Raw genomic sequence first — 16347 nt, 5'->3', positions numbered from 1 at the left:
TCCTAGTCGTTGATATCTATGTCAAGCGGCGCAGAGCCGAAGTCCATGTCGAAGTCCTCGACAGATGAGTCGCCGCCAAGATCGCCAAAGTCGAAATCCCCTGCCTCGGATTCGAAATCCATCGCAGGCAGTTCCGGCAGGTCCTCTGCCCCATCGTCGTCGCCCAGCGCTGGCAGATCGGGGAAGTCCTCTTCTTGCGGCGCAATTTCGGGCAACCCGCCGCTCACTTTCCCGTTGCCTTCGCCGAAGCCGTCGCCAGCCTCAGACGGGCCTGACAAAGCCATCGGTCCGAGCACCGGCCACGTCAGACGCACGGCACGATTGCCATTCATCTGCCCCATACGCCCCTTGGCGACCAGCTGACCGTGGGCCGCGTAGACCTCTACCCGGTCAAGCGCATCTGGCGACAGCCGAAGCATATCGCCGGGCTTGAGCGCCTGCGCTTTGGACAAGGGCAACGTCACACGTGACAATACGGCGTCCAGGCGCGCCGGCACACGAGAGAAGATATCCGCATGCGGACCAGGCCCCTGCCCGGCACCACCGCTGTGCCGCTTCGGCTTGCGTTCGGGCAAAATGAAAGACAACCGCCCCTTGCGGCGCCCGAGCGCCAGATCCACATCGGCGCGAAACGCCTTGTAGCCGGACGCATCCAGCAACAGCCCGGCTGCCCGCGCATCCTCCAGCATGGCGCCGAAGCAGAACCCTTCCAGCATCTCGGTCAAAGGACTGTCTTCCAGAACCGCGACCATTCGCATCAACGCCCCGTCGAGCAGCGGCGATATCATCGCGGCATCGGTCTGAGTCAGAGGCCGATCCTCTTCGATCGGCATCTGGGTGACCTGCTGGATGGTCTGCACCTCGATCACACCGGTCAGAACCTGCCGATCAACCGTGGCGAGGCCGATCGCTCCGTCCGGCCCATCCAGAAGCAACACAAGGTCAGACGGAGAAAGCGACTCGACAACCCCGTCCTGATCTAGATTTTCGACAGTGACGGATTGCGTAACCAGCGCGAGGTCCCAAAGGACATCCGCCGTCTTGGACAATGCACGTCTGAGCGCCTTGGCAGGCGACATCCCCCGCGCTTCGAACGCGCGCAGGGCCGCCTGTGCCTTCTGGCCCAATACGTCATCTCGTGCACCGTCAGCCATGCAATGTCACGCCCGTCATAGAAACTGCCTCCGGGGACGGTTATGCGCGGATTTGGTTACCAACCGCTTTAACGATCTGCCTTATAAATAAATCTTGCACATAATTTTGGAAGAAACTGAACGCATCCGCCCAAAAGTGCCCTTTATCATGCAGTGGAGTCCTGCCGTATGGGCAACTTCACGCGAAAAGCCGCGCCGCCCAATTCGGGAATGTAGCTGATCTCGCCCCCAAGCCGCGCAACGATCTGGCGGCAGATGGCCAGCCCCAACCCGGCGCCGCCGGCCTTTTGGTCCGACACGCGGGCGAATTTCTCAAAGATCAGGTCGCGCGCCTCTGGACCGACGCCAGAACCGTTGTCGATGAAGTCCAACTTCAGCCAGCCGTCCTGAGTATTGGCCGCAATGGTCAACTCAGGTTGCGCTGCATCGCAGTATTTACGGGCGTTTGCGATCAGATTGATGAACACCTGGCTCAAACGTTCCAGATCCGTAAACAAGCGGATCTGCTCGTCCTTATGGCGTCGGTGAACACGCATGTGTCCCCCTTCATCCGCCAGCGCTGCGGCGACCGCGCGGTCAAGAACATCCGTCAGCCGCCCTTCGGACAGGTTCAGGTTCACCTGCCCATTCTCCAGCACGGACAGATCCAGCAAGTCATCCAAAAGGCGAGTAAGGCGAATCGCTTCATCATGTATGATTGAGGCGTAGCGGTTGCGGTCGGCCCGGCTCAGCCCATCGGCATCTCGCAAAATCTCGGAAAAGGCCCGGATGGAGGTCATCGGCGTCCGCAACTCATGGCTGATCTGGCTGAGGAACGCATCTTTTTGAACCGACAGGCGGGTGAGCTTTTCATTCGCCGCGCGCAGTTCAGCGGCGGTGCGGCTGATTTCACGCGATTGGGTTTCCAGCCGCGCCGAATACTCCATCAGCTGTGCCGATTCGTCGGCCACGGCCATCAGATCCTCCACCGACACAGACATGCCGCCGGTGATCTGCCCCACCATGGCGTGTGCCGTCGCCGCCCCGACCGAGCCCGCCAACTCACGCTCCAGCCGTTGCAGGAAATCCGGTGTCGGCGCGGGCAGATCACCTTCGACGCCCTGTCGAGATGCCTCGCGCGCGAAAACCGCCTGCGCGTCCCGCGCGCCAAGGATCCGCTGCGCCATGATCATCAGGTCTTCGGTCTGGGCACTTCCGGCCAGCCACGACCGCGCACCGCCGGGGGCCGCATCGACGGCCAGGAATTGTGCGGCTTGCAGACGCTCCACCGGGGACGGAAAGCTCGCCATCGACACCGCGAGGAACGCGATGGTGTTCAGCGTCAGAGACCAGAACACCGCGTGCAACAGCGGATCCAGGCCCGCGATGCCAAACAGCGCTTCGGGCCGCAGCCAGCCGAGGCCCAGCGGACCGTCGATGAACCAATTGTCAGGGATCAGAACGCCGCCGCTGAGGCTCGGGATATACAGGGTATAGAGCCATGTGACGAAACCGAACGTCAGCCCCGCAAAGGCCCCCGCCCGCGTCGCGCCCCGCCAGAAAATGCCCCCCAGCATCACCGGGAGCACCTGCGCCACGCCGGTAAAGCTCACCAGGCCAATCGTCGCCAGCGCCGCGCCGCCGCCCGACAGCGCATAGTAAAGGTAGCCCAACAGCAGCACGCCCGCGATCGACAGCCGCCGCGACAGCAGCACCACCTGCCGCACATCGCCGGAAACAGAGGCGGTGCCGCGCCGCAGTTCCAGCCAGATCGGCATGACAATGTGGTTCGAAACCATGGTCGACAGCGCGATGGCGGCCACAATCACCATGGACGTCGCGGAGGAGAACCCGCCAAGAAACACCAGCAAGGCCAACCCATCGGCATTTTGGCTCAACGGCAGGGTCAGAACGAACAGATCGGGATTCGCGCCCTCGGGCAACAGGTCCATGCCCACCACAGCGATGGGCACCACAAACAGGCTCATCAGCATCAAATACAACGGAAAGGCCCAAGCGGCGGTCCGCAGCTGCGTATCGGAGTCGTTCTCGACCACCAGCACCTGAAACATGCGCGGCAGGCACAGGAACGCGGCCGCCGACAGCAACATCAGCCCAGCCCAGCGCCCGCCATTGATCTGCCACTCCCCCATCGGGGAGGCATCGATGCGCTCCAGAACCTCGGGCACGCCGCCCGCCAATCCCCAAACCACAAAGCTGCCCACCGCCAGAAGCGCGGTCAGCTTCACCACCGCTTCCACGGCGATGGCCATGACCACCCCATGATGCCGTTCGCTGGAATCCAGCGTCCGGGTGCCAAAGATCACGGTAAACACCGCAAGACCCGCAGCCACCCAGAAGGCCGTGTTGGGCGGCGTGTGCGTGCCCGTGTCGTCAAAATGGGCAAACACATCCACCGACAGGGTCACGGATTGCAATTGCAGCGCGATATAAGGTGTCGTGCCCACCACGGCCAGGATCGTGACCGCGACGCCCAGCAGGTTGGATTTCCCGTAACGAGACGAGATCAAGTCAGCGACCGACGTGATCCGTTGGCTGCGCCCGATCCGTACAAGGCGACGCAGGATCCACCACCATCCCACCATCACAAGGCTCGGGCCAAGGTAGATGGTCAGGTACTCCACCCCTGATCGGGCGGCACTGCCCACCGCGCCGTAAAACGTCCAGCCCGTGCAATAGATCGACAGTGAAAGGGTATATATGACGGGCGCGCGCAGCCAGTTGACCTGCCCCCGCGCTGCGGCGCGTTCCGCGAAAAACGCAACTCCGAACAGCAACGCCACATAGGTCAGCGAAATCGCCGCAAGCCCGTTGAGTGTAGTCACAGTCGCGCCTCGGGTCGGTCCGGTGCGCTGGAACGTCTGATCGCCCAGATCAGCAAACCTGTTGCGATGGGCAGGGCAAGCCAGACGGCGAAGATGTAGATCAGCGCTTCCGCCATCGTGATGTCGGTTTCACCGGTCTGCCAAAGCAACGGCACCCACCACAGAAAAAGCCCCAGCAGGGGCAGTGCGCAGGCGGCATCCACCATACGTCTGCGGCGAAAACTGCGCCTTTCCAGCTCATAGGCACTATGACGTTGCGCATCATCGCGCGGGGCCGGGTCGCTCACGCGCCTGACAGCGCCTTTACGGCGTCCAGCACCTCGGAGTTGGAAAAGGGCTTCGTCATGAACCGGCTCGCACCCGCACGCTCCGCCATTTCACGATCCTTAGTCTGACCGCGGGCGGTCAGCATCAAGATGGGCAGCGACTGTGTGCTGATGTCCTCGCGCAACTCGCGCAATATGTCATAGCCCGACCGCCCCGGCAGCATCGCATCCAGGATCAACACGTCCGGTGTCCGATCCCGCACAGTCTGCACCGCTGTTTCACCATTCGAATGCGCGTGCACCTGCCACCCCTCACGTGACAGGATAAACTTGATCGCTTCGATGATGTTCGGTTCATCTTCGATCAGAAGAACCTTTCCACTCATACGCTGCCCCTCACCCGGCGGTCCCCGTTTACAGGGTCTCCTCCCCCCGCAAGTTCGCAGAGTGTAGGCCTTTTTCAAAAGCGGAGTCAAAACGCCAATGCGGGTCGAGCAATATTCTTTCGCCACGGCACGCCAGAGAGTCGCTTAGAGTGTACGCAGCCTTACAGCGCCGACAGAATGGATGGCTCCCGTCGGCCAATGCATTTGACACGCGGACAGATGCGGCAGGTGATGCCCACATCTGCGGACGGGCTGGCCGGTTCGCGGCTGACCGGCAGCGGGCGCACCAGCATATGCGCCTCGAACAGGGGATCGGAATTGGCTTGGGGCGGTCCCACTGGCGTGGCTTGCGCCTCCACCCGGACAGTGGCGCCAGAGCGGCCCAGCTGAACAAGATCTGCCGAAAGCACCGCATATGGTCTGTTCAGCGCCTTATAAAGCGGCCAAAGCGGGCAAGCCGCGCCAAAGCGTGGCATCGGGAAATCGGGCAGCGGCTTGCGGTAGGACAGCACGCCTGAGGCATCACAGATCGCAAGCCCCACCGGATCGCCCAGCACCTCTGCCGGCATAGCGGCGAGACGGCGCATGACACGCGTCGGCGGCTGGTCCAGCGCCACGGACAGCGCCAAGGCATCCGTGCCATGGGCGGTGAGCGCTTTGGCCAGATCATTCATCGGCAAAGCCTTCGCGTCGGCTGCATACCGCTCCAACCAAGCTCGAAGCAAACTTTGCGCGGCGCTGGACAAACCACGACCCAAGCGCGTCATGACCTGCGCCACATCGGCCTGCTGCTCCAGCTCAGGGATGTGATGCTCCGCCTTCTCCAGCGCGCCATCCAGCTCCTCCTGCGGGGTGCCGGTTTCCGTCGCCTGCTCATTGTCGGCCTCAAGGTAGGTCACCAATCCGCGCGACGTCTCTGCCAGTCGTGCCGAATCCTCGTAGATGTTGCGGTGAAAGCGGCTTTGCCAGTCCGGGTCGATATCCCCCGGTTCCGCAAGGATCGACGCGGCGGAGCGGATCGCCGTCACGGTGGACAGCATCTCGTGCAGGGACGCTGCCAACTGAGGGTCATGCGTCATTCGGTCCGTCAGCACCTCGACTGACCGTTCCAACTGCGCCACCCTGGCCCGTGTGGCCACCAACGCCGCCGCCCATCCCGGAAACCGTCCGGCAAACTCATCGGTTCTGTCCAGTTCTGCACCGGCGTCGGGCAGATCGCTCGCCGCTTCGCGCAGCCCGGCGATCAGCGCAGCGCCCGCCCCTTCGGTCAGATGCGTCGGCTCCACCCCAAGCGCCTCTGCGATGTCGAGCAACAGCTTGCCGCCGATTCTGCGCCGGTTGTGTTCGATCAGGTTGAGGTAGGAAGCAGAAATACCGGCAATCCGCGCCAGTTCGGCCTGCCGCACCCCCTGCGCAATCCGTCGCTCCCGGATGCGTGACCCCGTTAACGTATCCTTAGGCATTGCCATTCCCCAACGTAATCAAGCACTTTCTGCACTGCGACATAAATGACTTTACAGTATATCACGGTCTACTTTTCAATCGTTGACAAAAAAACTGTTACTTGAAAGCGACTTGTTGCGCAATTTTCCGACCATGCCCCATAGTGTCTTTGCACGAAAGTGCACGTGTCCCGTTCGTTGAGGAGCTTGCGGGACGCTCTTCAAAAAAATTCTGGGAGGATTTTAATGTCCATAACCAACCTGACCCGCCGTGGCGTTCTGCGCACAGGCGCCGTCGCTGGTGCAGGCCTCGCGCTGCCCACCTATCTGTCTGCCGCCAGCCATTCCGGCTTCACCAACGCACCGGGTGACAGCACCGTCACCCTGGGTTTCAACGTTCCGCAATCGGGGCCGTACGCTGACGAGGGCGCCGACGAATTGCGCGCCTACGAACTGGCCGTCGAGCACCTGAACGGGGGCGGCGATGGCGGCATGATGGGCACCTTCTCGTCGAAAGTGCTCGACGGTACCGGCATACTGGGCCGCAAGGTGGAATATGTCACCGGCGACACGCAGACGAAATCGGACGCCGCTCGCGCCTCCGCCAAGTCGATGATCGAAAAAGACGGCGCCATCATGATCACCGGCGGCTCTTCGTCGGGTGTGGCGGTTGCCGTGCAGGGCCTGTGCCAGGAGGCCGGCGTGATCTTCATGGCCGGTTTGACACACTCCAACGACACCACCGGCAAGGACAAGAAGGCAAACGGTTTCCGTCACTTCTTTAACGGGTACATGTCCGCGGCCGCGTTGGCACCGGTTCTCGAAGGTCTGTATGGCAACGACCGCAAGGCGTACCACCTGACCGCAGACTACACCTGGGGCTGGACCCAGCAGGAATCCATCGCCGCCGCCACAGAGGCGCTCGGCTGGGAAACCGTCAACAACGTGCTGACCCCGCTGGCGGCGACGGACTTCTCGTCGTACATCGCCCCGGTTCTGGACTCCGGCGCAGACGTGCTGGTTCTGAACCACTACGGCGGAAACATGGTCAACTCGCTGACCAACGCCGTGCAGTTCGGCCTGCGCAACAAGCAGGTGAACGGCAAGAACTTCGAAATCGTGGTTCCGCTCTTCTCCCGTCTCATGGCACGCGGCGCGGGCGAGAACATCAAGGGCATCGTCGGCTCCACCAACTGGCATTGGTCGCTTCAGGACGAAGGCTCCAAGGCTTTCGTCAAATCCTTCGGCACCAAATATGGCTTCCCGCCGAGCCAGGCCGCGCACACCTGTTATGTGCAGACCCTGCTGTATGCGGATGCCGTGACCCGCGCCGGATCGTTCAACCCCTGCGCCGTGGTCGAAGCTCTCGAAGGCTTTGAATTCGACGGCATGGGCAACGGCCCGACCCTCTACCGCGCCGAGGATCACCAGTGCTTCAAGGACGTTCTGGTCGTGCGCGGCAAGGAGAACCCGACCTCCGAGTTCGACCTTCTGGAAGTCGTCGAAGTGACCCCGGCCGCGCAGGTGACCTATTCGCCCGACAACCCGATGTTCGCAGGCGGCCAGCTCGGCTCCTGCAACCCGGGCGCGTAAGGCAACCGGCAGGGTGGGCGCGCCCCTCCCTGCCAACACCTTGCACACCGTCAACTTCGTCAGCCTGACACGACCTCTGGCCACCCACGCCAGGGGCTTCGGCACACTCAATCCGCGCGACGCAACCCAAAGGTGGGGTCAATGGACGCAATTCTGCTTCAAATTCTAAACGGGCTCGACAAGGGCTCGGCCTATGCGCTGATCGCGCTGGGGCTTACACTCATTTTCGGCACACTGGGTGTGGTGAACTTTGCCCACGGCGCGCTGTTCATGATCGGCGCCTTTTGTTCGGTCACGCTGCAGCGGATCCTGAACCTGTCCTTCGAGACGGTCGATCCGACGCGCACCGACTTCCTCGGCAATCCCGCCGTGATAAAGACGCCCTACGTCATCGACTGGTTTGGCGAAAGCACCGGGGCCGCCATCATCGACTGGTCCGTGCCGCTGGCGATCCTGTTCGCCATACCGATCATGCTGGTCATCGGCTACGTCATGGAACGCGGCCTGATCAAACACTTCTACAAGCGGCCCCACGCGGACCAGATCCTCGTGACCTTTGGCCTCGCCATCGTATTGCAGGAGATCATCAAGGCCTTCTACGGCGCGAACCCGATCCAGACCCCCGCCCCCGAGGCGCTGTCCGGTGTGGTCGAGGTCCTGCCCGGCATCCTCTACCCGGCATGGCGCGTGGTCTATTTCTGCTTTTCGCTGGTGGTCATCGGCGCGGTCTTTGCCTTTTTGCAGTTCACAACCTTCGGCATGGTGGTCCGCGCAGGCATGGCGGATCGGGAAACCGTCGGCCTGCTGGGCATCGACATCGACAAACGCTTCACCCTGATGTTCGGCATTGCCGCAGGCGTCGCCGGTCTGGCGGGCGTGATGTACGGCCCGATCAACGCGCCCAACTATCACATGGGCATGGATTTTCTGGTGCTGAGCTTCGTCGTGGTTGTGGTCGGCGGAATGGGCTCCCTGCCCGGCGCGGTGGCTGCGGGCTTCCTGCTCGGCATCCTCGAGAGCTTTGCCTCCATGACCTGGGTGATCGACCTGATCCCCGGTATCAACCAGATCATCATCTACCTCGTGGCAATCATCATCCTTCTGGTCCGTCCGCGCGGCCTGTTGGGACGCAAAGGTGTGATGGAGTAAAACGCTATGTTCGGACTACAGAAAAAAGACACCAACCTGCTGCTGATCGTCATTGCCTTGACGATGCTGGCCCCCTTCATCCTCAACCCCTTCCCCACCGACAGCGGGCTGGCCCAGTTCAACGCGGGCTACCCGGACCTGATGCAACGCTTCGTGATCTTCGGGATCTTTGCCATCGGGTTCAACATCCTGTTCGGCCTGACCGGCTACCTGTCCTTCGGCCACGCGGCCTTTCTCGGGGTCGGCTCCTACTCGGCGGTCTGGATGTTCAAACTGTTGAGCATGAACATCCTTCCGGCGATCATCCTGTCGGTGGTCATCGCTGGCCTGTTCTCGCTGCTCATCGGCTGGATCTCCCTGCGGCGGACCGGGATCTACTTCTCGATCCTGACGTTGGCCTTTGCCCAGATGTCCTTTGCGCTGGCCTATTCGGTGCTGACGCCGATCACCAATGGCGAAACCGGCCTGCAAATCACGCTGGACGACCCGCGCATCCTCGGCATCTCCCAGACGGCGGACGGCTCGATCCCGGTCACCAACCTCTTCGGTATGGAGATGCGCGCCACCACGGATCTTGCACTCGGGGCGTGGTCCTTCACGTTCTCCATGGGCTACTACGTCTGCGCGGTGCTGATGATCCTCGCCTTCTACATGTCGATCCGGATCTTCCGCTCGCCCTTTGGCATGATGCTCCGCGCGATCAAGTCGAACCAGACACGGATGAACTACACTGGCCTGAACCCAAAGCCCTACACGCTGGCAGCCTTCGTGATCTCGGGCATGTACGCGGGTCTGGCCGGTGGCTTGATGGCGTCGATGGACCCTCTTGCGGGGGCCGAGCGGATGCAATGGACTGCCTCTGGCGAAGTCGTTCTGATGACCATCCTTGGCGGCGCCGGCACCTTGATCGGCCCGGTGCTGGGCGCGGGTATGATCAAATACTTCGAGAACATCTTCTCCAAGATCAACGACAACGTCCTGCACACATGGTTCAGCTTCATGCCCGACGGGCTGGAGAACCTGATGGTCGGCATTCTGCACCCCTTCGTGGGCAAGGGATGGCACCTGACACTTGGTATCATCTTCATGCTGGTGGTCGCCTTTCTGCCCGGCGGTCTGGTCGAAGGTGGGCAGCGCATTGGGCGGATGTTTGGTCGAAAGAAACCGACGGACGACACGTCCGCCAAAACCGAGCCCGCGGAATAAGGAGCGCCTGACATGGGAATTCTCGAAGTCAAAGACGTGGGCAAGCGCTTCGGCGGTCTCAAAGCCCTCTCCGACGTCAACCTCAGCGTGGCGGAGAACACCTGCCACGCGATCATCGGGCCGAACGGTGCAGGCAAATCCACCCTGCTGAACTGTCTTGTGGGCAAGCTGATCCCCGACACCGGGTCCGTGATGTTTGACGGCCAATCCGTGCTGGGCCGCTCCCCGCATGAGATCAACCAGATGGGCATCTCCCGCGTGTTTCAGACGCCGGAAATCTTCAGCGATCTGTCGGTGATGGAAAACATGATGATCCCGCTGTTTGCACGTCGCGACGGCGCCTATCGCCTGCACGCCTACCACAGCGTTCTCTCCGAGGCGGAGCTCGTTACCAAAGCCGAACAAATGCTTGCCGACGTGAACATGCTCGACAAACGCAACATGCACACGGCCTCCATGTCGCGCGGTGACAAGCGGCGGCTGGAAATGGCCATGTGCCTGATCCAGGAACCGAAACTGCTGCTGCTGGATGAACCCACCGCCGGCATGGCGCGGGCGGACACCAACAACACCATCGACCTGCTCAAGCAGATCAAGGACAGCCGCAACATCACCATCGCCATCATCGAACACGACATGCATGTGGTGTTCAGCCTCGCTGACCGGATCACGGTTCTGGCCCAGGGCACCCCGCTGGTGGAAGACGTGCCCGAGAAGATCAAAGGCCATCCCAAGGTGAAAGAAGCCTACCTGGGCGAGACGGCGCACGCCTGACCCTTTGACCGCGGGCGGGCCACCCCCGCCCCACGGCACCTCGCGACTAGATCACGCCTTTTCGAAAGGACCCCAAGATGAACGTTCGTCCGGATTTTTCCAAGAACGCCAACCACGCCGAAACCGCGCCCGCCTTCCTTTCCGTCTGGGACATGCATTCCTATTACGGCGAGAGCTACATCGTGCAGGGCATTTCCTTCAACGTGCACGAGGGCGAGATCCTCGCCCTGCTCGGCCGAAATGGCGCGGGCAAGACGACCACGCTGCGTTCAATCGCGCGGCTTGACGATCCCCAGGTGAACAAAGGGGAAATCTGGCTTGACCACCAGCCGCTTCACCGGATGAAATCGCATCAGGCCTCTGTCGCCGGTCTGGGCCTTGTGCCCGAGGACCGTCGCATCATCCCCGGCCTCACGGTGGAGGAAAACCTGCAGCTGGCACAGATCACCCCGCCCATCGGCTGGTCGCTGGAACGGCTCTACGATCTATTTCCCCGCTTGGGCGAACGCCGCAAGCAAGAGGGCGTAACCCTGTCCGGCGGCGAACAGCAGATGCTGGCCATTGCGCGCGCTTTGGCCCGCGATATCAAAGTCTTGCTGCTCGACGAACCCTACGAGGGCCTTGCCCCTGTCATCGTGGACGAGATCGAAAAGACGCTGCGCCTGATCAAGGAGCAAGGCATGACAACGATCCTCGTAGAGCAGAACGCCGTGCGCGCCTTGCAACTGGCGGATCGGGCCGTCATCCTCGACACTGGCAGCATCGTGTTCGATGGCTCCGCCGCCGAGGTGCTTGAAAACGAAGGCCTGCGCGCGGAGTATCTGGCCATCTGACCGCGCCCCGGCACCAAAGAACGACTTGTTTTCGGGGCCAAGGGATATTCCTTTGGCCCCAAGCGTTTCAGGAGGAGACCCCATGACCAAGACATACGCCCCGTCCGAAGAGTTGACAAAAAGCGCCCACGTTGACGCCGCGCGGTACGACGCGCTGTATGCGAGCTCGGTGGCGGATCCGGAGGCCTTCTGGGGCGAGCAGGCGAAGCGGCTCGACTGGATGACGCAGCCGACCGAGATCAAGAACACTGATTTCACCCTCGGCCAGGTCAGCATCGAATGGTTCCGCGATGGCACGCTCAACGTCGCCGCCAACTGCATCGACCGCCATCTTGAAACCCGCGGCAACCAGACCGCCATCATCTTTGAACCCGACGACCCCAACGAGGCCGCCCAGTCGATCACCTACAACGACCTGCACCGCCGCGTCTGCCGCATGGCCAACGTGCTGGAAACCATGGGCGTGCGCAAAGGTGACCGGGTCATCATCTACCTGCCGATGATCCCCGAGGCCGCCTATGCCATGCTGGCCTGCGCCCGCATCGGCGCGATCCATTCCATCGTTTTCGCCGGTTTCTCCCCCGACGCGCTGTCCGCCCGTGTGAACGGCTGTGACGCCAAGGTCGTGATCACCGCGGACGAAGCCCCGCGCGGCGGCCGCAAGACCCCGCTGAAAACCAATGCCGACAAGGCGCTGCTGCACTGCAAGGACAGCGTCAAATGCCTCGTGGTGAAACGCACCGGCGGCCAGACCACCTGGGTCGACGGCCGCGACTACGACTACAACGAAATGGCGATCGAAGCCTCCGACCACTGCCAGCCGGCGGAAATGAAGGCCGAGGACCCGCTGTTCATTCTCTATACCTCCGGCTCCACGGGTCAGCCCAAGGGCGTTGTACACACCACTGGTGGATATTTGCTTTACGCCAGCCTGACGCATGAGGTCGTGTTCGATTACCACGACGGCGACGTCTTCTGGTGCAGCGCCGATGTGGGCTGGGTCACGGGCCATTCCTATATTGTTTACGGGCCCTTGGCCAATGGCGCGACCACGCTGATGTTCGAAGGCGTGCCGACCTATCCGGACGCCAGCCGCTTTTGGCAGGTCTGTGAAAAGCACAAGGTGAACCAGTTCTACACCGCGCCCACGGCGATTCGCGCGCTGATGGGCCAGGGCAACGAATTCGTAACGAAATGCGATCTATCCTCGCTGCGACTCCTCGGGACGGTGGGCGAACCGATCAACCCGGAGGCTTGGAACTGGTACAACGACCTGGTCGGCGGTGGCCGCTGCCCCATCGTGGACACATGGTGGCAGACGGAAACCGGCGGGCACCTGCTGACCCCCCTGCCCGGCGCCCATGCCACCAAACCGGGCGCCGCGATGAAGCCATTCTTCGGCATTCAGCCGGTGGTGCTGGACCCGCAGAGCGGGCAGGAAATCGACGCCTCCCCGACGGAGGGCGTTCTGGCCATCGCCGACAGCTGGCCGGGCCAGATGCGCACCGTCTGGGGTGACCACGAACGGTTCGAGAAGACGTATTTCTCGGACTACAAAGGCTACTATTTCTCCGGCGACGGCTGCCGCCGGGACGCGGATGGCGATTACTGGATCACCGGCCGCGTCGATGACGTGATCAACGTGTCCGGCCACCGCATGGGCACGGCAGAGGTGGAATCCGCCCTCGTCGCCCACGAAAAGGTCGCCGAGGCTGCGGTCGTCGGTTACCCGCATGAGATCAAGGGCCAGGGCATTTACTGCTACGTGACCCTGATGAACGGCGTCGAGCCGACCGAAGACCTGCGCAAGGAGCTGCGCACCTGGGTCCGCTCGGAAATCGGCCCCATCGCCTCGCCGGATCTGATCCAGTGGGCGCCGGGCCTGCCGAAAACCCGCTCCGGCAAGATCATGCGCCGCATCCTGCGCAAGATCGCCGAAAACGACTACGGCGCGCTCGGCGACACATCCACCCTAGCAGAACCACAGGTGGTCGATGACCTCATCGAAAACCGCATGAACCGGGGCGAATGAGTCGAAATAAACGTTGGTAAACAAGCAATGGTGCCTCTCTTCCACTGAGTTGGGCGCCATTGCACAAACCCCCATGCGGGTGTCAGCTTTTTAGCTGGTAAGGCTGAGCGGTCAGCTCGCCGATTATATGATTCCATAAACTGGCCGGCCAATGACCACGCCCTCCGGTCCCCGGTCCCGCTGACAATCCGGTTTGACCCTGAGATGATCCGGCGACCTCGGCAATACGTCGGCGCGGCAATCCAGACATGCCTTGCGATAAAGGTTCCGCTCCGCAAGACGTTGAGGAAATTGACAGGTTTCCTCTAAAGCCTCCCGCGCCCTTCGTTCTGTTTCGCAGGCACTTAAACGCTGACCGGACAAGGCCCCCTCTCCCGCTGTCGTAACAGAGATCACACCGGGCACCCGGCGACCCGAAACATTTGGCAACTCCTTGTGACTATCATCTCACGATGTCCGTTAACGACCGCAGGGTATCCCCGCGCATTGTTTCCAAGAACAAGACGATCTTAGGTGATGTTAATCAAGCGATGTGAAAGTCCTTCCATTTTGACCGGTCCCGCTGCGAAGATGTTCTCTATATGTTAGGGTAGTCCGGTGGGGCTAACTGGACGCAGCGGTGGGGCAAGCTGGACGGAGCACTGAAATGCAACTTGAAGGCCTCTCTTATCAGAGTGCGCCACTGGCCACGGGGCATCCCCTCAGCCTGCCGGGCGCACCGGACACCACCCGCTCGGTGACAAAGGTTCAACCCATTCTCGACGCCCGCAGGCCCGAGACTCAGTTGGGAAACGCCACATCCCCCTCTGGCTTTTGGCGTGCGGCGCAGAACAAGCCCGACCCGACGACGCACAACCCACCGCCATCAATCATGCAAATCAAGATCTCGCAGATGTTGCAGGATCAGATCGTCGGTGAGGCCAAATCCCCCGAGAAAGAAGACAGCACCCAGTCATTGGTTGACAGCAACGCAATTTCAGATGCGATCCCTGCCACGGGCATGGCCTTGGCAGAAAACCGGGGCACAAACACCCTCGCCAACAACAGCGATCAGGCCGAAAGCGCGGAGGACGCCATGGCCTCCACCAACGCGGCGGAGGGCGTGACCGCAGCTGGCCCCAATCCGATGGCTGGGCCGACCGCAACACCCGTCAACCGCACGACCAAAACCAACCAGAACCAGACGAACCCGCTGGCTGCCACCCGTGCCGCGCCCACACCGGATCGCGCGCCCATGAACATGCCCGTGCGCGCGGCCCCCGCGCAGCAAACGCAGCCCTCCCCGACCATGTCGCAGGCGCCCGCCGCTTATCAGGAAGCCGCCAGCATCTCGCGCAACGATGTCTTGAGCACCTTGCCGTTGCTGTTTTTCGGCAGCGATTCAACCATCAGGTAGGCCTCTGGACGCTTGAACCGTCCGGTCCGCTCAAGACCTACACGCGTTCCAGCCTTCCGCACACCGGCCGCTGCACCACGAAGGCTACCGCATCTTCGCCCCATTCAGGGTCGGGGCGTCCGATCACCGAGACCTCCAGCACGTCGAGATGAAATTGCAGTAAACCCTCGACCTCACGCGGATGAATTGTGCTGCCGTCTGAACTGATAGGGTTTCTGACCGATCCTTCTGCGTCAGGGAACCGTCCGCGGCCAGCGCCCCCATGTCCCCTGTCCCAAGCAAGCCGCCCCCAAGGTCTTGGCTGCCGCCTCCGGATTTTGCCAATACCCGGCATACCCAGATCACCGCGCATAAGCCCCCACATCGCCAAAAGGCACCGCCACCGCGCCGACCGCCCAGATCCCGAACAAGGCGACAAGACAATCCGGCCGGTTCAAAAGGACCACAACGACGCGATCGCCTTGCTTGATGCAGATGCAATCAGCACGACCGCCAATCGCACGGCGCGCCCCCGAAAACCGGCCTAATCCCAGAAAAGCGCCGTTCCATCCTAGAGGGCGCCGCCCTGCGGCGAGGCTTCTGCGACCCGCAACAAGCAGTTCAAAAGGTTCATGCCATCCTCGCTTTTTCCGACCACCAGCCAGATTTTGCCGAAATTAGCCGGATCAGACTGCCATTTGCCCCCGTTATCACGGCATGCGGTCGCTTTTCACCGCCCGAAACCTGACCTATAAGCACCACAAGCCGCGCGTTGGCGCTAGCGGCAAGGCTATTTGGCACGAGGACGTTATGAGCAAAAACACCCACGAAGCGGACGTGGCCTTTATCAAGGCTCTGGCAGAGCTTCTGCAAGAGAACGAACTGACCGAGTTGGAGGTCAACCGCGAATACGGCGAAGACGACAGTCTGACCGTCAGGGTGGCACGCACGGCAGCGGCCCAAGTGACCTACGCCGCGCCGGCGCCCGCCCCCGCGGCAGCCCCCCCGGCCCAGGCACCGGTCGCGGCCCCCGCCGCAGCTGAAATGCCCGAGGATCCCGCCTCGCACCCCGGCGCGGTCACCTCCCCCATGGTCGGCACGGTTTACATGCAGGCGGAACCGGGCGCTCCGGCGTTCATCTCCGTGGGCGCACAAATCACGGAAGGCGACACACTGCTGATCGTCGAGGCCATGAAGACCATGAATCACATTCCGGCGCCCCGCTCCGGTACAATCAAGCGCATCCTCGTCGAGGACGGCGCCCCCGTCGAATACGGCGCGCCTCTTGTCATCCTTGAATAAAGGGCCCGGC

At 62.0% G+C, this 16347-nt stretch carries 14 protein-coding genes; 8 read left to right on the top strand and 6 right to left on the bottom strand.

What is annotated here, in order from left to right; translation table 11 throughout:
* Positions 1-2: 2 nt before the first annotated feature.
* The 5 genes from GGQ68_RS11925 to GGQ68_RS11905 all read right to left on the bottom strand — a co-directional run bounded on the left by GGQ68_RS11925 (position 3) and on the right by GGQ68_RS11905 (position 6094).
* On the bottom strand, positions 3-1154 hold the full coding sequence (locus GGQ68_RS11925) for a FliM/FliN family flagellar motor C-terminal domain-containing protein (RefSeq protein ID WP_246429344.1): 1152 nt from the start codon (positions 1152-1154) through the stop codon (positions 3-5).
* A gap of 146 nt (positions 1155-1300) precedes the next feature.
* On the bottom strand, positions 1301-3979 hold the full coding sequence (locus GGQ68_RS11920) for an ATP-binding protein (protein WP_183966258.1): 2679 nt from the start codon (positions 3977-3979) through the stop codon (positions 1301-1303).
* Positions 3976-4266, bottom strand: coding sequence for a hypothetical protein (locus tag GGQ68_RS11915; RefSeq protein WP_183966256.1), 291 nt, complete (start codon positions 4264-4266; stop codon positions 3976-3978). Before GGQ68_RS11915 ends, GGQ68_RS11920 begins: the two co-directional genes overlap by 4 nt.
* Positions 4263-4631, bottom strand: coding sequence for a response regulator transcription factor (locus tag GGQ68_RS11910; RefSeq protein ID WP_183966253.1), 369 nt, complete (start codon positions 4629-4631; stop codon positions 4263-4265). The genes GGQ68_RS11915 and GGQ68_RS11910 overlap by 4 nt, the downstream gene beginning before the upstream one ends.
* A gap of 161 nt (positions 4632-4792) precedes the next feature.
* Positions 4793-6094 carry a helix-turn-helix domain-containing protein gene (locus GGQ68_RS11905; protein WP_183966252.1) on the bottom strand — a complete coding sequence of 434 codons (1302 nt, stop codon included), beginning with the start codon at positions 6092-6094 and terminating at the stop codon, positions 4793-4795.
* Positions 6095-6319: 225 nt separating this feature from the next.
* Here GGQ68_RS11905 and GGQ68_RS11900 point away from each other — a divergent pair, with 225 nt between their 5' ends.
* The 7 genes from GGQ68_RS11900 to GGQ68_RS11870 all read left to right on the top strand — a co-directional run bounded on the left by GGQ68_RS11900 (position 6320) and on the right by GGQ68_RS11870 (position 15056).
* Positions 6320-7666 (top strand): substrate-binding protein, encoded by a 1347-nt coding sequence (locus GGQ68_RS11900; RefSeq protein ID WP_183966250.1) that lies wholly within the window; start codon positions 6320-6322, stop codon positions 7664-7666.
* Positions 7667-7807: 141 nt separating this feature from the next.
* On the top strand, positions 7808-8815 hold the full coding sequence (locus GGQ68_RS11895; protein WP_183966248.1) for a branched-chain amino acid ABC transporter permease: 1008 nt from the start codon (positions 7808-7810) through the stop codon (positions 8813-8815).
* A 6-nt stretch (positions 8816-8821) separates the two neighbouring features.
* A complete protein-coding gene (locus GGQ68_RS11890; protein WP_183966246.1) occupies positions 8822-10021 on the top strand; it encodes a branched-chain amino acid ABC transporter permease in 1200 nt (399 codons plus the stop codon).
* 12 nt (positions 10022-10033) lie between these two features.
* Complete coding sequence (locus tag GGQ68_RS11885) at positions 10034-10795, top strand: ABC transporter ATP-binding protein (RefSeq protein WP_183966244.1); 762 nt, start codon at positions 10034-10036, stop codon at positions 10793-10795.
* 77 nt (positions 10796-10872) lie between these two features.
* On the top strand, positions 10873-11628 hold the full coding sequence (locus GGQ68_RS11880; RefSeq protein ID WP_183966242.1) for an ABC transporter ATP-binding protein: 756 nt from the start codon (positions 10873-10875) through the stop codon (positions 11626-11628).
* An 82-nt stretch (positions 11629-11710) separates the two neighbouring features.
* Entirely contained in the window at positions 11711-13660 is a 1950-nt protein-coding gene (acs, locus tag GGQ68_RS11875; RefSeq protein WP_183966240.1) for an acetate--CoA ligase, read from the top strand.
* Between the two features lie 646 nt (positions 13661-14306).
* Positions 14307-15056, top strand: coding sequence for a hypothetical protein (locus GGQ68_RS11870; RefSeq protein WP_183966238.1), 750 nt, complete (start codon positions 14307-14309; stop codon positions 15054-15056).
* A gap of 37 nt (positions 15057-15093) precedes the next feature.
* Here GGQ68_RS11870 and GGQ68_RS11865 read toward each other — a convergent pair whose 3' ends face one another.
* Positions 15094-15390, bottom strand: coding sequence for an AMP-binding enzyme (locus GGQ68_RS11865; protein ID WP_246429357.1), 297 nt, complete (start codon positions 15388-15390; stop codon positions 15094-15096).
* 455 nt (positions 15391-15845) lie between these two features.
* Between GGQ68_RS11865 and accB the strand changes: the two genes are divergently transcribed.
* Positions 15846-16337, top strand: a complete 492-nt coding sequence (gene accB / locus GGQ68_RS11860; protein WP_183966237.1) for an acetyl-CoA carboxylase biotin carboxyl carrier protein — start codon at positions 15846-15848, stop codon at positions 16335-16337.
* The last annotated feature ends 10 nt before the right edge of the window (positions 16338-16347 follow it).

The organism is Sagittula marina (assembly GCF_014196795.1).
GTDB classification, from domain to species: Bacteria; Pseudomonadota; Alphaproteobacteria; order Rhodobacterales; family Rhodobacteraceae; genus Sagittula; species Sagittula marina.
This window is presented reverse-complemented; position numbering and strand designations above follow the sequence as displayed.